Raw genomic sequence first — 22,111 nt, 5'->3', positions numbered from 1 at the left:
CATAGAATGAGTAAGTTAAAGCTATGCTGGGATTGACTTTGGAGCAAACAAGAGTTTATCAAGAAGCGAAAGCCGAGGGTCGAGAAGAAGGTCGAAAAGAAGGTCGAGAAGAACGGAAAACTGAAATGTTGAAACTTACCGTCCCTCTGTTACTAAAAACAGGGATGAGTATGGAGCAGATTGCTCAACACCTCAATGTTGATATAGAAGATGTTCAGCTTGCCGCACAGCAAAATACATAGAATGGGCATTCTATGTCTGTTGTCATATTTTGGCAAAATGAGGAGAGTTTAATAAGAATCCTCAATTGTCCTTTTATGGTTTTCAGAGCGATATCGCACCAAAATGTGACAGATTAAGATGCTCATGACTTCATCGGAGTTGGGACTTGGTAGCAAGGGACTCTAGCTCCTCTATACTTTCCCTAAAAACGCCCTAAAACCTGAAGCATAATTATAGATAGTACTTTTGGGTTTCGAGTTACAGCAAAGATGACAAAATCGCAATACCCTTATCATCACCAGTTGTTCTTTGCCAAATCTCTTTATTACTCAAAAATTGATTGAGATCAGTTTGGGTAAACTCCCTAGTACGGATACCCTGAAAAAATTTACTCAAAGCTCCTGATATTTTTAACCCATCGTTACTAACAAGCTTTTCCCCAGCACCATCTGTAAAAGCAGCTATCCCTGTAACATTCTGAACATCAATAAAGCCATAGTGAATATCCTTATCGGTCAGATGTTCAGTCAAAAAAGTAGTTTGATTTGCAAAATCACCTTTACCTAAAGACCCAAGCAATTCCAGATTTTCTCCTTTTTCAACGACTATAAAACCATCACCAACTTTCAGCCAGAATAATTTATTTATACCAATTATTGTTATTAACAATGTACATCTAAACAAATCAAATGATTCTTGTCTCTCCTCTGACAACTCCTTAAGGATTTCAATGGCATATTTTATAACACGATAAGCATATTTTTTTTCAATCTCTCTGTCTTCTTGTCGATCTTTATCTAATATTTCTTGGTTAATATCTTCTATAGATGCTGTAAAACGATTTAAGTATCTAACTACAGCACTGGAGCCAAAATGAGACAATCTTGCGCTTCCAGCACCATCTGCGACAAAAATAGCAGGTCTTGGAATCAATACAGATAATGCTGAATCTTGGCAGGGGATAGGAGGATCGACCCGTAAATGCGAACTTCCAACAACAGCATCAAAGACCCTTCGCCATTTCTTCCAAGTTGTCAAATTCTCTTGAATATCTATAAACTCTTCTGAACTAGCTAATGCTTGCGTAATGCTTGCAGGTTCAGATGTTTCTGAAGTAGCTTTTTCAAGCTTAACGTATTCCTGTGTAATAGTTTTCTCTGTTTGCTCACTGACTCCTTGAGGATCTGAATGTTCAGTGCTTAAATCAGGAGAATTTATAAGTTCAGTATCTTCTTGCTCAGGCAAGATAGATGCTTCAGCCGATAAAGATTTAGTTGGAGATGACGTTTTTTTGGTAGATTTTTTTCTACCAGTGCCAGAACCTGTATTTTTTATATCTTTAGCATATTTTATACACTCATCTGGTATGACCTCCTTAGAGGCTATTTATAAAGTAAATCTAAAGGTGGGTAATCAAATGAAATGATAACGATAAGATACTTTTGAGACAGAGCATTTACGTAGCGTTCAATGACTCGAAAGGCTTATTCTACCGACCTAAGTAACTCAGAATGGGCTATTCTAGCTCCCTTAATTCCACCAGCTAAGTCCGGTGGACATCCGCGCACAACTGATATGCGCGAAGTATGCAACGCCATCTACTACCACTTGAAAACAGGTTGTCAATGGGACATGCAACGAGCGAGACTTTCCTCCAAGCTCAACGGTTTACAGTTACTACCGGAAATGGCATAAACAAGGAGTTTGGCAAGAATTGAACCACACACTACGTAACCAGGTTCGGGAACGAATGGGTAAGTCAGCACAACCAACTGCGTTAGCGAAGCTCGCCGTAGGCATCGCAGCAGACACTCAGTCGGTAAAAACGACTGAAAAAAGGGGGAAGTGTACGGCTTTGATGGCGGTAAACTAGTCAAGGGACGTAAACGCCAAACTATAGTTGATAGTCTGGGACTATTACTCAAAGTTGTGGTCAGTGAAGCAAACGCTCCAGAAAGAGTGCTTGCAGCCTATGCTTTGATGGAACTGCTAGAAGAACATCCAGAAGTTTTGGAAAAAGTCGAGGTCATGTGGGTTGATTCTGGCTATAACGGTGATAAGTTTGCCCTAGCCGTGTGGCTTATGATTCAAGCTCATGTTGAGGTCATGCAGCGTACAAAAAAAGAATTTGAGGTTTTACCCAAACGCTGGGTAGTAGAAAGAACATTTGGATGGTTTAACCAATATCATCGTCTCAGTAAGGATTATGAGCGTCTTCCCGAAATGAGTGAAGCTGCTATATATGCCGTTATGACTCGTGTTATGTTGCGTCGTCTTGTTGTCTAAAGATTTACTTTATAAATGGTCTCTTACCCTCTTTTTTTTGAATTTCCTTCAAACGCTTCATACTTTCTAAGTAGTAGGTAGTAACACCATCTACTGTCGTATTTGTTATTATGTGCTGACGAACTCCGGGAAATCTATTTATAAAGTCATTATATTCTGTTTCTCTAAATAGTATCTTTTGCTCTACTGCCATTAACTCATCTCCATTAACTAAATTCTCCTCATCAACATTCTGAAAACTCTGAGAAAATAACCTAGTCAAGCAAGTCTTTAGATTCTGAAACAATCTGTTGATAAATTCAAATAGCATACTTAAAAGCTTTCCCAGTCATCAGTTGATTGCGTTGCGTGAAAACTCACTCCTGGAGTAGATTTGGTAATTACTTCCCCCACACTTTGAGAAAGCCATTTGAAAAATTCTTCAAACTTTAGACCTGTAAGTTGTTTGGGTGGGTTGTCAGATGAACAAAATTCAGCAAGTTTACTAAGATTGCAACGCTCACCAATACCAACTGCAATTACAAGCATTTTATTCGTCTCAGCTAGCTTACGCAGCTTCGTTGCTGCAACCTGATAGTTATCAGTTGGTTCACCATCAGTCATTAGTACTAACCAAGGCTGATAGTAAGAAACTCCAGACTTTTTATATTCTTGTTTGCGTTTTTCTAGAACCTGAATTGCTTTATTTATAGCTTCACCCATAGGCGTATTTCCAGTAGGAGTTAGGGTAGGCACTTCTACTTTCTGGATAGATTGAATTGGGACAATTTCTTGTGCTGTTCCGCCAAAAGTAATTATACCTACATCAACGGCATAACATGCAAAATCATCTTCAAGAACAGCTTGAATAAACTGATTAACTCCCTGATTTAACTCGTTGATTGGTTCTCCACGCATACTCACACTAATGTCTAGAACTAACATACATGGGCAGCATGAAGTTGGATTGTCAATTAGATCGTCATAATAATTAGTAGGCATTGAATTATCTCCAATTTTTAATAGTAAAATTTAGGAACTTTGACTCTGTTTTGGCTCTTTAGGCTTCATTTCTTTGGCATTATATCCTCTTTGCATTGCATGAAAGTATTTTTCTAAAGCATCTTTCCAGTCTGCAATAGATGCACGTTCAGATGGCTGATTAACACCATTCTTTAGTGTTTGAATAAATAGACTCTTGACGTTATATGTCAAATGACTCCAAATGTTGTACCAGTTCCCTTTTGGAATCGCTCCTTCATATCCAGGTCTTGCCCCCTTTCTGGGGCAGGTTTTTTTGATTAGACAAATTTTTGGGATTTTAAAACCAAAACCATTGTCTGAGAACTTAAAACTACGTTCAATAATTGAGAACATTCTCAACTATTTATCGAAAGCCTAAAAGCCTGCCCTTGAAAGGGTCTTGCCCCTCCCTCTCCATAGGGAAAACTAGCATTCTTTAAATTTTCTACGGGATTTCCACCACCAATATTGTCATAAGGATGTCGGCCAAGCATCAAACACTGAAACATAAGAATTGCCAGGGAAAAAAGATCGCTTTCAATTGTTCTCGTTATATATTGAAAATCCTTGCCATGATGTTCTACCGGAGTCATTTCAGGTCTTCCAACAGGACAGCGATAAATCTTATTATCTTTTCTAACTTGATAGCTATCAGCATCGATTAAATAAGGCTGAAATGTCTGCGGATCGCAAATAATATTTCCTAAATTTATATCACCAATATAAACCTGATGTTTATGTAATTCCTCTACAATATCTAATAATATCAAAAGCATTTTTACTATATTGATTCGGTCTAAATTCGGAAAGGATTTTTCATATAACATTGGATGTGCTAATTTTGTCAAAGGTATGCCTTCAACCCTCTTCATTGCATATCCAATATAGTGAGCATTTTGATCAAAAACTAAAATTCTAGGCCAAGCAATATTGGAGTGTTCGGCTAATTCTGTCATACTTTTTTGTAATTCTATTTTTTCTCGAAATTCTGTGCCTCTTTCTTTTAACTTGTCTGGATGAAATATCTTGACAACTTTATTTGGTTCAGAACCAACTAAATAAACATTTCCCTGACCTCCTCCACCAACTTTTTCTCCTAACTTACGGCTGTTACCTTTTCCATCATAGACATCCATAAATTAGCTCCCATCTCTAAAAAAGCAAGTGTTCCCCAACCATAAAAAATAACAGCTATTAACAAACGGGTATCCTGACATCAGAATAGTTTCATGAACTGCTGCAACACTCTTATTACATAGCTTTCCCAATTTTTGAGGTTTTATAACATTGAATCATAAATTACGTGCCAAATCCTTGATTATAACCTGTGCCAGTCCTGATAAGCTATATGTTTTATGTTTAATTTCTAGCTAGTTCCGGGAAGTGGTGACGATCGCGCTACGAAGATACTGCATCAACTATTCAGGGTTATTCTACAGGACAGGCTTCAACAACTGGCAATTAATGAAGTTCTGAGACTATGGTATTGCGCTGTAACTTTATCGGACCCAAGCAAGCCACATAAAAATATCAATATTAAAATGTGGTTTTAACTACGCTATTCAATTGAATTAGTAAGATAAACTTGCCGTGTATATGTCCTCAAAATACTTAGCTTCATCTAGTAACCAAAAAGGCATAAGCAATGAGCAAAGAAGTAGTCAAAGTAATATTATGGGAAGAAAATCAAAAAGATTTTCTCAAAAAGTTTTATGATCTCCAATTTACTCCCAGAGTAGGAGAGGAAGTTTACCTAAAAAAGGAAAGATGGAAAGTAACCAGGGTTGAGCATGATGTAGAAATTAGTGAGATTAATGTCTACATGGAATTAATCAAAAAAGCCAAGCAGGATAAATCATCTAATTCATAAATACAAGTAAATACACTCAACTATTATTAAAGGGAGGTTATGAGCCTCCCTTAATTATGAGAATAAATATATTGTCAGGTGTAATTTGTAAATCTTTATGCAAACTGCGATGTCTACGACGGGCTACGTCTACACACCACAAGATTTGCAACCAAGCAGTAGCGATCGCACCTAATCTTGTCTATGACGATACACTATAAAAGTAAAGAAATGTAAATAAACTAAATTTTGCAACCGTGGAAAACATCACATTGGGGCAAAATGGCCCAGTTGTTACACCCTTGTGCATCGGCACTTGGGCTTGGGGTGATAAACTATTTTGGAATTATGGCAGTGCCTACGGCCCAGAACAGTTACAAGAAGCCTTTACCGCAGCCTTAAAAGCTGGTATTACCTTCTTTGATACTGCTGAAGTCTACGGAATGGGACTATCAGAGAAATTTTTGGGACAATTTCTCCAACAGACACAACAACCTGTGCAAATCGCTACAAAATTTGGCCCCTTACCGTGGCGATTTACAGCCCAATCCGTCTCGGATGCTTTAACAGCTAGCCTCAAACGGTTACAACTTGAGCGAATCGCCCTGTATCAAGTGCATTGGCCTTTTGCCTTCTTTTTAAGTCAAGAAACCTTGATGAATGCCTTAGCGGATGAAGTGAAGCGAGGCAGAATTGCTACAGTTGGCGTGAGTAATTACTCAGCAGAGCAAATGCGAGACGCGCATCAAATATTGGCGGCTCGTGGAGTGCCTTTGGCTGTGAACCAAGTACGCTATTCTTTACTCAGTCGCCAAGTTGAAAGCAAAGGTATTATCGCAACTGCGCGTGAGTTGGGTGTAACTATTTTGGCTTATAGTCCTTTAGCTCAGGGATTACTTACAGGCAAGTACAGTATTGATAGTACTGAAACCCCCACTGGTGCAAGAAAAATAGACCCGCGATTTAAGAAAGAAGGTCTGCAAAAAATTGCGCCAGTTATATCTTTGCTACGCAATTTCGGAGAAAAATACGATCGCACTCCTGCCCAAGTTGCTCTCAACTGGTTAATTGCTCAGGGGAATGTTATTCCCATTGCTGGGGTGAAAACAGCCGAACAGGTACGTCAGAATGCTGGTGCTTTAGGCTGGAAATTGAACGACGATGAAATTGGAGAATTAGAACAAGTTAGTCGTCCTTGGCTGTAGAGACGTTGCATTGCAACGTCTCTACTCAAACACAGGAGGCCAAATTTCTGACACTACTAGCTCCCAACCTGGTAATAAGTCTGGTAGTGTTAGTTTGTCGTTGTCTTGCAAAATTATTGGTTCTTGGTTGAGTCGATAAACTGTGAGTGTCAATTTGTCAGGATCGATCAGGATACCAACTGTACATCCAAGTTGTAGGAATAACTGAATTTTTTCTACCAATGGTTTGATTCGGTCTGACTTAGATTTTATCTCTACCATCAAGTCAGGCACTAGTTCCACAAAATCGCGCTTGCTTTTTTTCAGTCTATCAGCACGAACAAAAGATACATCAGGAGCGCGGAGATTTCGTTTTTCGTTATCAGCTTCTTTGCCGTTTTCAGTTTCTAATGTAGGCAAAATAAAACCAGCGCTTGAACCAGTTACCCGTCCTAGCTTCTGTGGGCGTACCCAATTACCCAGTAATCTAACTAACTCAGCACCTATTTCCTCTGACTCATAATCTGATGGCCCCATAAGAAGTATATTTCCGTCTACCAACTCCATCTGCCATTCTGGATGCTCTGCTTGTAGTTGCTCTAAGTCTGGAATAGTGAACATAAGACCGCGAAGAATGCATCTTTAATTTATCTTCCTACAAACTGGTAAAAAAAATTACCCAAAAAGCCAAAAAGTCAAGAGCCAAAGTCAAAATCGTGACTCCTAACTCTCAACTCTCCAATTTTATATTTGGATTTTGGATTGAAGAAAAAACCTCAAATCTAAAATCCAAAATTGATTAACTTTGAACTGTTGACTAAGAAGCTGATTCTCTAGCTGTGGGTGAACTTATCTTTTTACTAGGAGATGCAGAAGAATCCTGTCCACTTGTCCGTAGTTTGGGCTTGGGAGAAGAATGTCTTTCTTCACCATTGCTGCTATCTGATTTCCACGCAGCACGGGGACGATCGCTAGAAGATTCACGACGCTTACTGAGTCTTGGTTTGGGAGTTGAGCTTTCCTCTTGGGGAATTTCCACGTCTGAACTCAACCAAGCGGGACGAGTTTGATCGTAAGCAATTTGCAGTGCAGCTGCGGCGATCGCTTGAGCATCGTATTCTTCAATTAGTTCGCTAACAATTGGCAAGAATGAAGCCAAACGCTCACCCATCAAAGCTTCTCGTACCTGTTCTTGCAATTTCAGAATGTGCCGCGCTTCAATTTGGGCGCGTGTAGGAATCGACAGCAATTGCCAACTTTGGCGATTATGACGTTCAAATGTTTGCTGTTTACGCCGCTCAAATGGTTGTACTAAAGAAATTGCTGTTCCTTCTTTACCAGCACGACCAGTACGACCAATGCGGTGAACGTAGGTTTCTACGCTATCGGGTAAGTCGTAGTTGATCACATGGGATAGTTGATCGACATCTAATCCTCGTGCTGCAATGTCAGTTGCTACCACCCAGCGAACTTGACGGTTACGGAATCTGCTTAATAACCGTTCCCGCGCTTGTTGGGACAAGTCACCGTGGTATTCATCAACACTGTGACCAGCTGCTTGTAACTGACTGGTGAGTTCTGCGGCTGTGCGTCTGGTGCGGACAAAGATTAAAGCTGTTTCTGGATCTTCCATTTCCAGAATCGGCTGTAAAGCTTTGGCTTTTGTCCAGTGGCGAGGAATCAAGTAAGCTACCTGATTAATTTTGTTGGGAGCGGCTTTTGGTTGCTCAACGGTGACAGTCGCCGGCGATCGCAAGAACTTGTTCACCAACATCCGAATCGATGGTGGCATTGTTGCCGAGAATAAAGCTGTTTGGCGTTCTACGGGCGCTTGCGAGAGGATTTTGATTACATCGTCGATAAAGCCCATGCTCAACATTTCATCAGCTTCATCCAATACAAACCACTTCACTTGATCGAGCTTTAAACAGCCGCGATCGAGCAAATCGATCACCCGTCCGGGAGTACCCACGACCATGTGAACGCCACGTTTGAGTTGCAGCATTTGACGGTCAATTGATTGACCACCGTAGATTGCTAACACCCGCAATCCTTCATTGCCGATGAATTGGGCGATCGCATCGTGAACTTGCATCGCTAATTCACGAGTTGGTGTTAAAACTATGGCTTGCACGGCTCTTTGATTAATATCTAGCCGTTCTAAAATTGGTAGTGAAAATGCTGCTGTTTTACCTGTTCCAGTTTGAGATTGACCTACCACATCACGACCGGCTAGCAATTGGGGAATTGCTTGCACTTGAATGTTGGTTGGTTCGGTAAAACCAATTTTTTCTAGTTGTTCGACACGTTCTTGGGAAATGCCTAATTCTTGAAATGAAAGAGTCATTAATTCGTCCTAAATTTTATGTAAGGATTTTTGGATTAGTCATTTAGTCAGTAGAGACGCGATTAATCGCGTCTGTACAATAGTCATTAGTCATTAGTCATTAGTCATTAAGTTATTGGCTAGTTAGTAAGCCTTGGGCGATAGCAAAGCCTCAACTTTTGGAGAAGCTATGCCACGAGTGAGTCCCCGAATTTCAGGTAAACCCTCATGAAAACTGCCATTAATGCAGTGTCGATCTTGGGATAAGGGTGAATCTGTAAGGGTCATTTAACAAAAGACAAAGGACAAAAGACAAAGGACAATTTAGTTATTGACTACTTGACCATAGAGGTCGTATGTATCAGCGTGGTGAATCGCTATTGGCACGATGGTTCCTAACTTTGCCTGGCCTTTGACATACACCAGACCATCAACCTCTGGGGAAAATCTACCTGAACGACCTATTAATTCACCACTTTCAGGATTTTCTTGCTCAATCAGGACATCGACTATTTTGCCTACTTCCTGTTGATTTTTCTTTTGAGAAATCGGTTGCTGGAGTTCCATCAGTTGGTATCGGCGATCGTCCATCACCTCTTGGGACAACTGATTTGGCAACTTATAAGCTGGAGTTCCTTCCTCAGAGGAAAAGGTGAAGACACCAACATGATCGAATTCATGCCGTTGAACAAACTCTAGTAGATGCTCAAAATGCTCGCTTGTTTCTCCTGGGAAACCAACAATAAATGTTGTCCGTAGTACGGCTGTTGGTAGCGCCGTTTTGATGCGATCTATAATCCCATCATTTACGCGCCCTTGCCAAGGGCGGTTCATGGCGCGGAGAATCTCTGGATGAGAATGCTGCAAGGGCAAATCCAGATAAGGCAGGACGTTGGGTGTTTCTTGGATAGCCGCTATCACTTCTGGGGTCAGTCCCGTGGGATAAGCGTAGTGCATTCTGATCCACGGTATATCTACTTTCCCCAAAGCGCGAAGTAATTCGGCTAATTTTGGCTGACCGTAAATATCCAAACCGTAATTAGTAGTGATTTGGGAAATTAAAATAATTTCCTTTACCCCTTGACTAACTAATTGCTCCGCTTCGGCGACGATAGATTCAATAGTACGCGATCGCTGGTTTCCTCGAAGATGAGGAATTATACAAAATGCACAACGATAATCACAACCTTCGGCAACCCGGAGGTAAGCAACGCCCTCCGTTGTCGTGCGATAGCGCGGTGTAGTTTCGTCGGCAATGTAGGTTGGCTCTATACTAACCTGTTTGACCCGCTCGCCAAGTTCAACACGCTCAATTACATTTACAATTTTGTGATAATCGCCTGTACCCACAACGGCTACTGCTTCAGGCAACTCTTCCAAAAGTTGTTCTTGGAAGTGTTGAGCCATACAGCCAGTAATTACGATCTTTTTATTTGCCTCTGCCAGTTCTACTAAAGTTCTGACAGATTCTTGCCGGGCCGCTTCAATAAAACTACAAGTATTAACAATAACGTAATCTGCTAACTCTTCATTTGTATCTACACCGTAGCCTGCTTCTACAAGCATTCCCAGCATGTGTTCTGTATCAATTCGATTTTTCTCGCAGCCCAGGTGAGAAATGGCAATTGTTGGCTTGTCACCCATATTTGGAAAATATCTTCATTTTTTTCTTGTAATCAACATTCTGATGCTCATTTCGCTTTTTTTCGATCGCTATCCTTCTAATAACAGTACAGTGGCAAATTCCCACTGTCAGCAACTATCCGTGGACTTATGACCCTATCAATAATAAAAATAGAGGTCATGTTATGATATTTTTATCAATCTGTTCCCCAGGGTAAATTGAAGTGTCTTTGGGTACATTTGACACTTGTAATCTTTTTTAACAATTCGCCTATTGGTATTTTACATTACCACAGCGTGTGCCTTGTTAACCTACCCATCGGGAAGCCGCCCAAAGGGCTTGTTGTGAGAAGTCGCTACCCTCAGGGAAATCGACGAAAGCGACTACGCCTATAAAGCAGTAATGCTACCCTGGCGATTGGCAAGTCCTACGACTGGGCGCGGACAAGACGCCTAAACCACGGAAAGCTGCCTTGCGTCTAGTGAGTGGCAAACTCCTCTTGTAGCCAGGTTTTATCTTAACATATCTTATGGGAGGTTACACGCCAATTTCCATCTGAGGAAAGAGGCAATAAACCGACTATCATAAAACACATTTGACTAGTTAATGAAAAGTCAAGAGTCAAGGGTCAAGAGGAGCCAGTCAGGTGCGGGGTTTTCCCCGTTGAAAAGCCACCCTTATATAAAGGTTCCCGACCTGAAGGGGAGTGGTGTTGAACAGGCGTTCAATAATCAAAAAAATCTGGACTCTGGACTGTGCGAGGCGGATTAAAGACGTGGACTTATATCAGATATTTAAAACTCGCTCACCAATTATTGGCGTGGTTCACCTGCTACCACTGCCTACCTCACCCCGTTGGGGAGGTAGTTTAAAAGCGGTGATTGACCGTGCCGAACAAGAAGCCGCAGCTTTAGCAAGTGGAGGAGTTGACGGTCTGATTGTCGAGAATTTTTTCGACGCGCCGTTTACCAAAAACCAAGTCGATCCGGTGGTTGTGAGTGCCATGACCATTGTGGTGCAGCGGATACAGAATTTGGTAACTTTGCCTATAGGCTTAAATGTTTTGCGAAATGACGCCAAAAGTGCAATAGCGATCGCTAGTTGTGTACAGGCGCAATTTATTCGCGTCAACGTCCTCACAGGGGTGATGGCAACCGACCAGGGATTAATTGAGGGAGAAGCCCATCAACTACTCCGCTATCGACGGGAGTTGGGCTGTGATGTTAAAATCCTGGCCGATGTGTTGGTGAAACACGCCCGTCCTTTGAGTTCTCCAAATCTCACAGTCGCTGTGAAAGACACCATTGAAAGGGGTTTAGCAGACGGAGTGATTTTATCTGGTTGGGCTACAGGTAGTCCTCCTAATTTAGAAGATTTGGAACTAGCTTGTGGTGCAGCAAATGGCACACCAGTGTTCATCGGCAGTGGGGCCAACTGGGAAAATATTGATACATTAATGCAAGCAGCAGATGGTGTAATAGTTTCCAGTTCCCTAAAACGTCATGGACGCATAGAGCAACCAATTGACCCAATTCGCGTCAGCCAATTTGTGGAAGCTGCCCGTCGCAATTGGAACTCCAAAGGTGAAGGCAAATCAGCAGAACAAGTGAAATTACATTCTTAGGGAGTGGGGAAAGAGAGTTAGGAGTAGAGACGCGATTAATCGCGTCTGTACAAGAGTTATGAGTTTTAAATTAATTGTTCCTAACTCTTCATTATTAACTCCTCACTCCTCGCTCCTAACTCCTAACTTTTAGTAATCCCCATTTCACAATATTTATGATTCGCCGCCGTTCTACTCCTTGGATTCATAAATGGTCACGTCCATTGATTGCCGCGATCGCTGGATGTGGTGCTCTGACAACAGGTTATCTCACCATAGAAAAGTTAAGCGGAGGCAGTGCCGCTTGTGTGGCACAGGCTGGTGCTAAAGGCTGTAATGATGTGCTTTCCAGTCCTTGGGCAACGGTTTTTGGACAGCCATTAGCTTTATTTGGGTTTTTGGCATACACCAGTATGGTGATATTGGCTTTGGCTCCCTTGGTATTCAACTCCGGGGAAAACAATAACCGCAAACAATTGGAAAATTGGACGTGGTGGCTGCTGCTGGTAGGTGCGATCGCTATGTCTGTCTTTAGCGGCTACTTAATGTATGTGCTGACATCTCAAATCAAAGCTATTTGTCCTTACTGTATCGGTTCAGCTTTGTTCTCTGTGAGTCTTTTGATACTAACGATTATCGGTCGGACTTGGGAGGATATTGGACAAATTTTCTTTACTGCCTTGATTGTCGGGATGGTAACGTTGATTGCTACTTTAGGCGTTTATGCTGGCGTGAATCAATCAGATGTTACACCTGGAACTCCTGGACAACCCACAAAAATTACCTTTACTCCCAAGGAAAACCCTAACCCAGCGTTCGGTTGGGAAGTTACCACTACTTCTGGTGAGGCAGAAATAGCCTTAGCACGCCATCTGGCGAAGGTAGGCGCGAAGGAATACACTGCTTACTGGTGTCCTCACTGCCACGAACAAAAGCTGCTTTTTGGTAAAGAAGCTGAGGAAATAATCAATAATGATATTAAGGTAGAGTGCGCTCCCGATGGAGTCAAAGCTCAACCAGAAGTATGTAAAGCTGCAAAAATTGAAGGTTTCCCCACTTGGATCGTTAATGGTAAAAGCTATAGCGGAGTCCAAAACTTAGAGGAACTAGCGAAAGTTTCTGGTTACACAGGGCCTCAAAACTTCAAGTATTTTAAGTAAAGTACCTACACTGATATTCAGTAGTTCACACCCCATAGTCAGCTGGATGAATACAGTAAAATCTGTTTCCAGTTGGCTTTTTTGTTTTTGGTAACAGATAATAGGTCTTATCCAATAGACCTCTTGCAAAAGTTACTTTTGCACTCTTGGGGGAAAGGGACTCATCTTTATTGGGAAAAGGGTTTTTATGAGCCGCTTTCCCCTTTTCCCCAAACCCAATTCCCACTTCTGCATGAAGTCTAATGCCCAATTACTAATTTTATTGCGGCTTTGCTCTGCAAATACTTAAGCTAAAGGAAATTGGCTAAGTACATTTACTTTAAAAAATGTATATTTTAATTGATTTTTATAGTTGAAAAAATTTTTATAAATTCTATTTAGCTCTTACTTGAGCTATCTTAGTCCGATAGTTAATAGCTATAAGAAATAGAGAATATTTCTGCCTATTAGGTAATGGCAATGAATCAGCAGCTAGGCAAGCGTTTTGTGAAGTTAACCTTTGGACTGAAACAATCGCTTAGTCGAGGACACAGAGAATTGATTACTGCGGCCAGCGTTGCAGTCTGCGTCCTGCTTTTGCACTCCATTGGATTATTGCAATCTTTGGAGTTGGCGGCTTTGGATCAATTTTTTCGCTTACGTCCAAATGAACCGCCAGAAAACCGGATTACGATCGTAGTGATTGATGAAGCTTATTTAAACGAAGTAGGCTCATGGCCAATTCCAGATGCGAAGATTGCCCAGTTGTTGCAAAAATTAAATGTCCACAAACCCCGTGCGATTGGCTTAGATATCTACAGAAATTTACCAGTAGAGCCTGGTAATCAAGAACTACGTAATGTTTATCAGTCAACACCCAACTTGATTGGTATTGAACTGCTAGCAAATGACAACAACAAAAACTTTAGTGTTTCGCCTCCACTGAGACTGAATCGGGATCAAGTGGGCTTCAATAACGTGCTGTACGATCTTGATGGTAAAGTACGTCGCAGTTTGTTGTATTGGCACGTTAAAAGCGAAGTACACGAAAGTTTTGCCCTGAAGTTGGCTTTATTGTATTTAAAGTCAAAGGGAATTACTCCCACTAAAGCAAAAAGTAACCCTGAGTATTTGCAATTGGGTAAGGCAGCATTTACTCGTTTTGAGGCTAATGATGGTGCTTATGTGGGAGCTGATGATAGAGGCTACCAAATTTTGAGCAATTTTCCCAAACCTAAATGTCAAAGTTCGTCTGGAGAATTTTGTAGTTTTCGCCAGGTATCGATGAGAGATGTACTGGCAGATAAAGTAAAAGCAAACTTAATCAAAGATCGGATTATACTTATTGGTTCGACTGCGCCCAGTCTCCCAGATTTTGTATTTATTCCCTACTCTAGCAGTGTTATGGGTACGGCAAAGCCTGTACCTGGTATTCAATTGCAGGCTTATTTTATTAGTGAGTTAATTTCTGCTGCTGTTGATGGAAGACCATTACTGAAAGTCTGGCCTGACTTGATGGAATACTTGTGGGTTTTTGTTTGGTCTTATCTGGGAGCCGTGATGGTATGGCGGATACGACACGCAACTAGGAGTCTCTTCTCGATCGTAGTTTGTTGCTTTGTATTGGCCGTGAGTGCATACCTTGCTTTCTTATACGGTTGGTGGATACCACTCATTCCCTCACTGGTTTGCTTTGGCACTTCAGCTATTTGGATAACTAGCCATATTGCTCACATGCAGGAAGAGTGGAAACGTTCCAAAGAATTTTTGCATCACGTTATCAACACGATCCCCGATCCAATTTTTGTAAAAAATGAACAACATCAGTGGATTGTTTTAAATGAGGCGTATTGTCGATTTATCGGTTATCCAAATAAGTTTTTAATTGAAAAGTCAGACTATGACTTTTTCCCAAAACATGAAGCTGATGTGTTTCGACAACAAGACGATCTTGTTTTTCGGACTCAACAACCCCACGAACATGAAGAAGAATTTACAAATGCCGATGGCCAGACTCATCAAATTGCCACTAAGCGATCGCTTCACAAAGACTCAGCCGGCAATTTCTTTTTAGTTGGTGTCATCCGAGATATTACTCAGCGCAAGTTGATGGAAGAACAGCTCAAGCGTACTGCTGCTGAACTATCCCGCTCTAACAATGAATTAAAACTCAAAGAAGACCACTTACGTTATTTAGCGTATCACGACCCCCTCACTGGTTTATCTAATCGCAAATTTTTTGCCGAACAACTTTACGAGTCCTTACATTGGGCACAACACAACAACTTGTTGCTGGGACTGCTGTTTATCGATCTAGATGGATTTAAACAAGTCAATGATACTTTGGGACACGAGAGGGGCGATCGCTTGCTAATGACTATTGCTGGAAGACTCAGCAACTCTTTACGCGCTAGTGATACGGTTTCTCGTTTGGGTGGCGATGAATTTACTGTGATTTTACGAGCAATACCTGACGTCCAAATAGCTGCTAAAGTCGCTGAAAAAATTTTAAGCAGTATTACCAAGCCAATTGTTTTGGATGGCTATACAATCCGAGTCTCTGCGAGTATTGGCATTAGTGTTTATCCATACAACAGTCAAGATAGCGAAACTTTGATGAAACAAGCTGATACAGCAATGTACCGTGCCAAGCGCCTGGGTAAAAATCGCTACGAGTTTGCTTAATTAGTTAAGAGTCAAGCCTCCAGCTTTTTTGACTATAGTTACAATTTTTACATTCAAATTATGACTTTAGACCAGAGACACGTCTAAGGCACTGTCTCGAAAAAATATAGCGTATATCTTGCGAGGTAAATTTTTCGTCAAATTTAGACCTGGTAAGGCTTTTTGGCTTGAGCGCTAAACCTGATAATTTATGTCCAAAAATAATTAGCGATCAAAAAGAATTTTCAAAATAAATTATATGTAATTTATTTTACAAAAGTTTTTATACTAGTGCTTATTCGCTTATTACGCAAAGTAAAATTTTAAAATCCTTTTATTTCTATAAAATATGTTGTTTTATCTTTACATATCTTTACTCATTAAATCTATAAACTATACAATAGGATAAGTATTATTTCATGTGTTTTTGAACTCATGATTTATGGAACATAGTGTTTATACTTACAAGTATTAAGATATTATTAATAAATAATGAATTACTCAAAAAGCTTGCAGTAAATCATTGACATATCTAACTTGAGACTGATGTAAAAATCGCCTATTTGAAATACCACTTAAGTATGAAAACTATTTAATATCGGCAGATTAAGGTTAATCGACAAGGGAATACCACAATGATTTGTACAGTACTAGCAATAATTTCATAAAGTTAAAATACTTTTTCTGAAAAATACAGTAAATATACGGTAGTAACCAAAAAATACGTTTTGAAATAAAAAAGCTAGTAAATTTACCGAAATATATGAAGAGTAACTTCCAAATCGCAAAGTTTATGATATTCTGCATAGGTGCTTATCTACTGATCCCAAAAATTGCCGATTGCACAGGTATATTCAGTACTGCAAGTGCTAATTCTTTTGGTCCTACTAGCAGTAACGCCCTAATCGCCCGCAAGGTCAATTCTCAAAATTTACAAGACATATATATTCCACCAAATTATGGTGGTCCCGACAGTCACAATGGTAGCGGCACCCGCTGATGGCAATTTTGAATTTTAGATTTTAGATTGTGGTAAAAGAGCGCAATTCAGTTAACCACCATCTTGTACGCCACATCTTTTACTTGGCGGCTGATTGCAAGATGTTGTACTTAGGGTTGCGAAAACCGTCAGGCTGTTTAAGGTAGTTGATTCAAGACAATAATGGAGATTTCCACCAATGATTTGTTTGTATAAGTGTGTGGACTTGCCAATTTGAGTCTGGTTGAGGATAATCTAAACGGAAGTGTCCGCCTCGGCTTTCGGTTCTAAAAGCAGCACTTTTGAGAATTAAATCAGCTACATCTATTAAATTGCGGGTTTCTGCCCAAAGTGCTAATTGCCGTTCAACATCTGGGAGGTCAAAACTAGCGGGTTCTGTTGGACGTAAAGCAAGCAAGAATTGAGTTAAAGGCAAAGCAGCGAAATCTTGCTGCCAAGATTTAATAGTCGCGATCGCACTTTCCAGCCTTGATTGCTCCCGACAAATACCAGCACTTTCCCACACTAGACGCGGTAATTTCTCCCTGAGTGCTTCTAGCTGTACTTGTTGGATGTGCCACTCACTAGCATCAGGACTAAATTTCCGTAACGGTAGCACTGGTATTTCTGAAAGCAGCCCAATATTTTCTAACTTAATATTAGCCATCTGGGCCCCAAACACAATACATTCCAACAGGGAATTACTGGCAAGGCGATTTGCTCCATGCACACCAGTACTAGCGGTTTCACCCACTGCGTATAAACCAGGGATATTTGTGCGATTCATCAGATCCGCAACAATTCCACCCATCCAGTAATGGGCAGCTGGCGCTACAGGAATAGGTTCGTGGAAGACATCAACTCCCCAATGCTGACAAACTTTGATGATATTGGGAAAGCGCTGACGAATTTTGTCAGCGGGGATGGGGCGCATATCCAACCACACATGAGCAGTAGCTAAATCAAGGGCAGTACGTTGTAAATGGCTGAAAATTGCTCTACTGACCACATCTCTAGGCGCAAGTTCACCCGCAGGGTGGTAGTCAAAGGCAAAACGTCGCCCTTCACGATCGATGAGATGTGCCCCTTCACCGCGTACAGCTTCGCTGATCAAGAAACGATCGGCACCAGGTTTAGTGAGAGCAGTCGGGTGAAATTGGACAAATTCTAAATCGCGGAGGATAGCTCCAGCCCTAGCTGCGATCGCTACCCCATCACCCGTACTCACTGCCGGGTTAGTGGTTTGGGCAAATACCTGACCGCCGCCACCGGTTGCTAATACCACAGCACCAGCTCTTATCCAGGTGATTTTACCTTGATAAAACAGGCTAATTCCCTGACAGCAACCAGTTTTGGTTTCAATCCACAAACTCAAAGCCAAAGCTTGCTGAATAACTTGAATATTTTGGCGACGTAATACTTGAGCGGTGAGGGTAGTAGTAACTTCCCTGCCTGTAGTGTCAGCAGCGTGGAGAACACGGCGGCGAGAATGGGCGGCTTCCAAAGTTAAAGCTAAGGCTTGACCATGACGGTCAAAAGCTACCCCCAAGTTAACTAAGGATTGAATACAGCTAGGGGCATGTTCGGCGAGAAATTCGACAGCGGTGCGATCGCATAAACCTGCACCCGCCTGGATCGTATCTTCAATGTGCAGCGTGGGAGAATCTTCTGGGGCGATCGCTGCGGCAATGCCACCTTGTGCCCAATCACTGGCGGATAATGCAACGGTTTCTTTGGTAATCAAACCGACTCGCAAGGATTCTGGCAGACACAGGGCTGTGTATAATCCAGCGGCACCAGCGCCGACTACTAAGACATCAAATTGGCTAGGAATATCTATCTGAGACAAGGTAATGGAGAAGTTAGGAGTTAGAAGTTAAGAGTGAGGAGTTAGAAGTGAGGAGTTAGAAGTGAGGAGTTTTGAATTTTTAACTCATAACTCATAACTCATAACTCATAACTCCTAACTCATAACTCATAACTCATATCATCTGCCACTCCCTAGAATCAGGAGTGGGCTGCTATTTGCTACATTAACTGCAATGTACAGTTATCTGTAGATGCCGTTGTTAAACCGATCGTCTCCCTCGATGAAGGCAGATTCTGGTTCTGTCACGGTGAAGTGATCGAAGTTAGCTTGCAGGGTTTGTTTTTGGCGATCGCTCAATCCTCCAATATTCAATACATCATCTACGCTCTGGTAGGGAGCATTTTTGATGATCAGCTTCGCAAGGGTGGGATAAAGGCCTGGATATTGTTGAAAAGCTCGGACGTTGGTATTATTTAAATCAATTTTTTTACCAAATTCCGTTGCTAGCTTCCTGTCTGCGCTATTTTGCCGCTCAATTGCCAGAACTGGGACTTGGGGAAAAGCAAAGCTGTTGAAATTAGCAGCTTGGGCTATCTGAGTTGTTCCCAACCATCCCCAGCAACTAAGTAACAAGCTAAACACTGTTAATAAACGCGCCAATCCTTTCACGATTTTTCTACCTCTTTCCATCAAACAGAAATAAAAGTTTTAAGCTAACAACAGTTATTAGTCATTAGTCATTGGTCATTGGTCATTGGTCAGGGACAAAGGACAACTGACAAAGGACAAAGGACAAAAGCTGATAGCTTAGTCAACACAGCAGTCATCAGAAACTAATATACAGCGTATTAATATCCACAATATTTACCGTTACTGGGTTTGACTATACTTTCGCCACAAATTTTCATCGTGGAAAGAGTGCCTGCATGGCTGCAATAGCCTTACATCGACGATTCCAGCAGCATTCTCTGCTGGACGAAATCTTTTCGGAGTGGCTGATTCTACCTCTAAAGCAGACACAAAACTGCACGATTTCTCAGATCGAAAACCTTGCCAAAAAAGACTTGATGCCGAGCGATTTTTATGTAATATTTCTTAACTAATTAATCATCTACAGCATCATTTTTGATGTGCCGTAGATTGGGCTGGGAAAAGTTTCAGTCAGAGAAGCCCACACGCTTATTGGAAGATAAGTGTCACTTGCCTTGTTTACGCTGCGATCGCAGCTAACAAAAATAAGCTGTCTACCAAAATTGTGCTTAAAACTGCGCCACTAAAGGCATACCAGTGTCTTTGATTTCGACCTAAAGCTGAAATTCCTACCGTTAATAGCACTACGGCGAGAATTATCGCCCAAGTTTGTCCCCAAGGTGCTTGTACTTGTATGAGAGCATTTTGTAAGATTTGCGGTACTACATCTGCATCTACTCTCATGATTTGCCGCCAATAGAGCATCAAATCTACTATATAAAAATATACATCTGTTAAAACTGTACCGAGTAAAGAACCTAAATAAAACCAGTTACCTACCTTGCCCCAATTCTTCGCCAGACACCAGCAAGCAAACGGTAAACCGATAAATTCCACCGGCAGATGCCATAAAGGTTCCCAACGTAACCAACCCCAGTAAATCGCTCCTGCTAACCAACTCCAGCTAAACCCCAAGAGCAAATCGCCCCAGACGTAAGTTGCAGGACGTGACATTAAGGCAAAACTGAGCCACACCCAAAATCCTGTCAGCGCTAAACTCAGACTTGGTAGCGATCGCACGATAGGCGCTTCTATAAATACTGGCACTGTTACCAAAAACACCGCTGCTGCAAACACTAACCAAGTTTGTCGGGTAGAAGTAGATAAGGGTAAAGAGGGAGAAAGGGAAAGTGTAGATTCCAATTGTCTGATACCATTTTGCGCGGTCTCAGCTAAATCCAACTCAGTATCAATAGAAGGAGTAGAAACGCTGTAGGAAGACAATGTATTATTAATCAAAGTTTTTAATATTTGTTACTAAACTTTATTTTACTTAAGATATCACATTTTCAAATCCCCCCCTGGGGCATTGTAATTATACTGGAATTTCCACAAGCGCTGGTGCAAACCAAACAAAACATTCTGCGTCAGGCGAATCCATTCAAGTTCCACTATGTACAGAACTCTTCTGTAGTCCCTTATTTACAAGGAACTACGAGAGGTGAAAAGTCAGCTGCTATGAGTCTGTTAAATATTAAAATTTGATGAATTTTTCAAATTGCGTTGACTTATTGAGGTGGGTGTAAGAACATAGTCAGCGTCTTCGATGATGTTTTCGATCGGTAAAATTGAGTTTTCTACAAGATTAGGTGCAATAGAGAGTATATAAAGCAACATCATCAGCTAAACAATGTTCATCACGATCTCTATCACACGAAAAAGGTATTAATTGTATATGGAGTTTATTCAAGCTTTTATTTTAGGTATTGTTCAAGGGATTACAGAGTTTTTGCCAATCAGCAGTACTGCACATCTTCTGATTTTTACCAAGATATTTGGTTGGAAAGAACTAGGTTCTAAAGATTTTGTTGACGCAATTCAATTTGGCAGCGTTATCGCAATTGTGGGGTATTTTTGGTCGCTGATTTATAGTATTACCAAAGGTGGAATCGAAGCACTAAAAGCCAAAGACTGGCAACGCGAAGAATGGAAGATTCTTGTCGGTATTGTAGTCGGAACACTGCCGGCTTTAATTTTCGGCTTTCTTTTGAAAGATATTTTACCTGAAAGTGCATTGATTATTGGCATTATGTCAATTATTATGGCACTTGTACTAGCTCTAGCAGAAAAAATTGGCACTCGTAAGCGCGGTTTTGAGTCATTGCAGATTCAGGATGGTATTTTGGTTGGATTGGGACAAACACTCGCCTTGATTCCGGGCGTTTCTCGTTCTGGTTCGACGTTGACAACTGCCTTATTTTTAGGATTAGAACGCGCTACAGCAGCAAAATTCTCATTTTTGTTAGGGTTTCCAACTCTTACCATTGCGACGCTGTACAAAAGCTTGAAAATATTCAAGTTGTTTCAAGCTCACCAGCTGCCAGATAACATTGTTGCACTGTTAATTGTAGGAATTATTTCAACCTTGATTTTTTCCTACCTATCAATTGCATTTTTGATCAAATACTTAGCAACCAAAAACACTTTGATTTTCGTATGGTATAGATTAGCATTTGGTAGTGCGATCTTACTAGCGATCGCAGCAGGTTGGAAAGGATAATATTCATTAGTCATTAGTCATTAGTCATTTGTCCTTTGTTCAAAGCAAATGACTATAGCGACTGCTTGTTTGTATGTAATACAATCTAACCTCACTTCCATTCCTCTCTCCTACAAGGAGAGAGGCTTTGAATTTTACTCCCTAACGCTAGTAGGGAAAGGGCTGTTCTTGTT

General features: G+C 41.1%; 21 protein-coding genes and 1 pseudogene. 11 read left to right on the top strand and 11 right to left on the bottom strand.

Features of this window, described 5'->3' with window-relative positions:
• Window positions 1–23 precede the first annotated feature (23 nt).
• The gene (locus ACR5KR_RS32615; protein WP_448269439.1) at window positions 24–242 is read left to right on the top strand and encodes a hypothetical protein; all 219 of its coding nucleotides are present in this window, start codon (window positions 24–26) and stop codon (window positions 240–242) included.
• A 238-nt stretch (window positions 243–480) separates the two neighbouring features.
• Here ACR5KR_RS32615 and ACR5KR_RS32610 read toward each other — a convergent pair whose 3' ends face one another.
• Complete coding sequence (locus ACR5KR_RS32610; RefSeq protein ID WP_448269437.1) at window positions 481–1,467, bottom strand: PP2C family serine/threonine-protein phosphatase; 987 nt, start codon at window positions 1,465–1,467, stop codon at window positions 481–483.
• Between the two features lie 225 nt (window positions 1,468–1,692).
• Between ACR5KR_RS32610 and ACR5KR_RS32605 the strand changes: the two are divergent.
• Window positions 1,693–2,508, top strand: a pseudogene (locus tag ACR5KR_RS32605) (IS5 family transposase).
• Between the two features lie 4 nt (window positions 2,509–2,512).
• On the opposite strand, the gene ACR5KR_RS32600 reads toward ACR5KR_RS32605, so the two are convergent.
• The 4 genes from ACR5KR_RS32600 to ACR5KR_RS32585 all read right to left on the bottom strand — a co-directional run bounded on the left by ACR5KR_RS32600 (window position 2,513) and on the right by ACR5KR_RS32585 (window position 4,646).
• Window positions 2,513–2,701 (bottom strand): hypothetical protein, encoded by a 189-nt coding sequence (locus tag ACR5KR_RS32600; RefSeq protein WP_448269436.1) that lies wholly within the window; start codon window positions 2,699–2,701, stop codon window positions 2,513–2,515.
• A 119-nt stretch (window positions 2,702–2,820) separates the two neighbouring features.
• A complete protein-coding gene (locus ACR5KR_RS32595) occupies window positions 2,821–3,489 on the bottom strand; it encodes a vWA domain-containing protein (protein WP_448269434.1) in 669 nt (222 codons plus the stop codon).
• Between the two features lie 30 nt (window positions 3,490–3,519).
• On the bottom strand, window positions 3,520–3,864 hold the full coding sequence (locus tag ACR5KR_RS32590; RefSeq protein WP_448269432.1) for a hypothetical protein: 345 nt from the start codon (window positions 3,862–3,864) through the stop codon (window positions 3,520–3,522).
• 2 nt (window positions 3,865–3,866) lie between these two features.
• Complete coding sequence (locus tag ACR5KR_RS32585) at window positions 3,867–4,646, bottom strand: protein kinase domain-containing protein (protein ID WP_448269430.1); 780 nt, start codon at window positions 4,644–4,646, stop codon at window positions 3,867–3,869.
• Window positions 4,647–5,155: 509 nt separating this feature from the next.
• Here ACR5KR_RS32585 and ACR5KR_RS32580 point away from each other — a divergent pair.
• From ACR5KR_RS32580 to ACR5KR_RS32570, 3 genes are read left to right on the top strand one after another with little or no spacing between them, the layout of a single operon-like run.
• Window positions 5,156–5,380 carry a hypothetical protein gene (locus ACR5KR_RS32580; protein WP_322710191.1) on the top strand — a complete coding sequence of 75 codons (225 nt, stop codon included), beginning with the start codon at window positions 5,156–5,158 and terminating at the stop codon, window positions 5,378–5,380.
• Window positions 5,381–5,436: 56 nt separating this feature from the next.
• On the top strand, window positions 5,437–5,580 hold the full coding sequence (locus tag ACR5KR_RS32575) for a hypothetical protein (protein WP_448269427.1): 144 nt from the start codon (window positions 5,437–5,439) through the stop codon (window positions 5,578–5,580).
• Between the two features lie 36 nt (window positions 5,581–5,616).
• Window positions 5,617–6,564 carry an aldo/keto reductase gene (locus tag ACR5KR_RS32570; protein WP_448269426.1) on the top strand — a complete coding sequence of 316 codons (948 nt, stop codon included), beginning with the start codon at window positions 5,617–5,619 and terminating at the stop codon, window positions 6,562–6,564.
• A 21-nt stretch (window positions 6,565–6,585) separates the two neighbouring features.
• Here the strand turns inward: ACR5KR_RS32570 and ACR5KR_RS32565 are convergent, their stop codons facing one another.
• The 3 genes from ACR5KR_RS32565 to rimO all read right to left on the bottom strand — a co-directional run bounded on the left by ACR5KR_RS32565 (window position 6,586) and on the right by rimO (window position 10,513).
• On the bottom strand, window positions 6,586–7,164 hold the full coding sequence (locus ACR5KR_RS32565; protein WP_322694481.1) for a Uma2 family endonuclease: 579 nt from the start codon (window positions 7,162–7,164) through the stop codon (window positions 6,586–6,588).
• 196 nt (window positions 7,165–7,360) lie between these two features.
• Window positions 7,361–8,890 carry a DEAD/DEAH box helicase gene (locus tag ACR5KR_RS32560; RefSeq protein ID WP_448269423.1) on the bottom strand — a complete coding sequence of 510 codons (1,530 nt, stop codon included), beginning with the start codon at window positions 8,888–8,890 and terminating at the stop codon, window positions 7,361–7,363.
• A gap of 303 nt (window positions 8,891–9,193) precedes the next feature.
• Window positions 9,194–10,513: a 30S ribosomal protein S12 methylthiotransferase RimO gene (gene rimO, locus ACR5KR_RS32555; protein ID WP_448269421.1), complete on the bottom strand. Its 1,320-nt coding sequence runs from the start codon at window positions 10,511–10,513 to the stop codon at window positions 9,194–9,196.
• A 755-nt stretch (window positions 10,514–11,268) separates the two neighbouring features.
• Between rimO and btpA the strand changes: the two genes are divergently transcribed.
• From btpA to ACR5KR_RS32535, 4 genes are all read left to right on the top strand, one after another.
• Window positions 11,269–12,117 carry a photosystem I biogenesis protein BtpA gene (gene btpA / locus ACR5KR_RS32550; RefSeq protein ID WP_448269419.1) on the top strand — a complete coding sequence of 283 codons (849 nt, stop codon included), beginning with the start codon at window positions 11,269–11,271 and terminating at the stop codon, window positions 12,115–12,117.
• 155 nt (window positions 12,118–12,272) lie between these two features.
• Entirely contained in the window at window positions 12,273–13,256 is a 984-nt protein-coding gene (locus tag ACR5KR_RS32545) for a vitamin K epoxide reductase family protein (protein WP_445629316.1), read from the top strand.
• 459 nt (window positions 13,257–13,715) lie between these two features.
• Window positions 13,716–15,920, top strand: a complete 2,205-nt coding sequence (locus ACR5KR_RS32540; RefSeq protein ID WP_448269417.1) for a CHASE2 domain-containing protein — start codon at window positions 13,716–13,718, stop codon at window positions 15,918–15,920.
• 772 nt (window positions 15,921–16,692) lie between these two features.
• On the top strand, window positions 16,693–16,899 hold the full coding sequence (locus tag ACR5KR_RS32535; RefSeq protein WP_448269415.1) for a hypothetical protein: 207 nt from the start codon (window positions 16,693–16,695) through the stop codon (window positions 16,897–16,899).
• Window positions 16,900–17,050: 151 nt separating this feature from the next.
• On the opposite strand, the gene nadB is transcribed toward ACR5KR_RS32535, so the two are convergent.
• Both nadB and psbU read right to left on the bottom strand, forming a co-directional pair.
• On the bottom strand, window positions 17,051–18,727 hold the full coding sequence (nadB, locus tag ACR5KR_RS32530) for an L-aspartate oxidase (protein ID WP_448269413.1): 1,677 nt from the start codon (window positions 18,725–18,727) through the stop codon (window positions 17,051–17,053).
• Between the two features lie 201 nt (window positions 18,728–18,928).
• A complete protein-coding gene (gene psbU, locus ACR5KR_RS32525) occupies window positions 18,929–19,357 on the bottom strand; it encodes a photosystem II complex extrinsic protein PsbU (RefSeq protein ID WP_445632253.1) in 429 nt (142 codons plus the stop codon).
• A 257-nt stretch (window positions 19,358–19,614) separates the two neighbouring features.
• On the opposite strand from psbU, the gene ACR5KR_RS32520 reads away from it, so the two are divergent.
• Window positions 19,615–19,791, top strand: a complete 177-nt coding sequence (locus ACR5KR_RS32520) for a hypothetical protein (protein WP_448269412.1) — start codon at window positions 19,615–19,617, stop codon at window positions 19,789–19,791.
• A 106-nt stretch (window positions 19,792–19,897) separates the two neighbouring features.
• On the opposite strand, the gene ACR5KR_RS32515 is transcribed toward ACR5KR_RS32520, so the two are convergent.
• Window positions 19,898–20,677, bottom strand: a complete 780-nt coding sequence (locus tag ACR5KR_RS32515; protein ID WP_448269410.1) for a DUF3120 domain-containing protein — start codon at window positions 20,675–20,677, stop codon at window positions 19,898–19,900.
• A gap of 436 nt (window positions 20,678–21,113) precedes the next feature.
• On the opposite strand from ACR5KR_RS32515, the gene ACR5KR_RS32510 reads away from it, so the two are divergent.
• The gene (locus ACR5KR_RS32510) at window positions 21,114–21,938 is read left to right on the top strand and encodes an undecaprenyl-diphosphate phosphatase (RefSeq protein WP_445629311.1); all 825 of its coding nucleotides are present in this window, start codon (window positions 21,114–21,116) and stop codon (window positions 21,936–21,938) included.
• Window positions 21,939–22,111: the final 173 nt, after the last annotated feature.

It is taken from the genome of Nostoc sp. DSM 114159, assembly GCF_053470285.1.
This window is presented reverse-complemented; position numbering and strand designations above follow the sequence as displayed.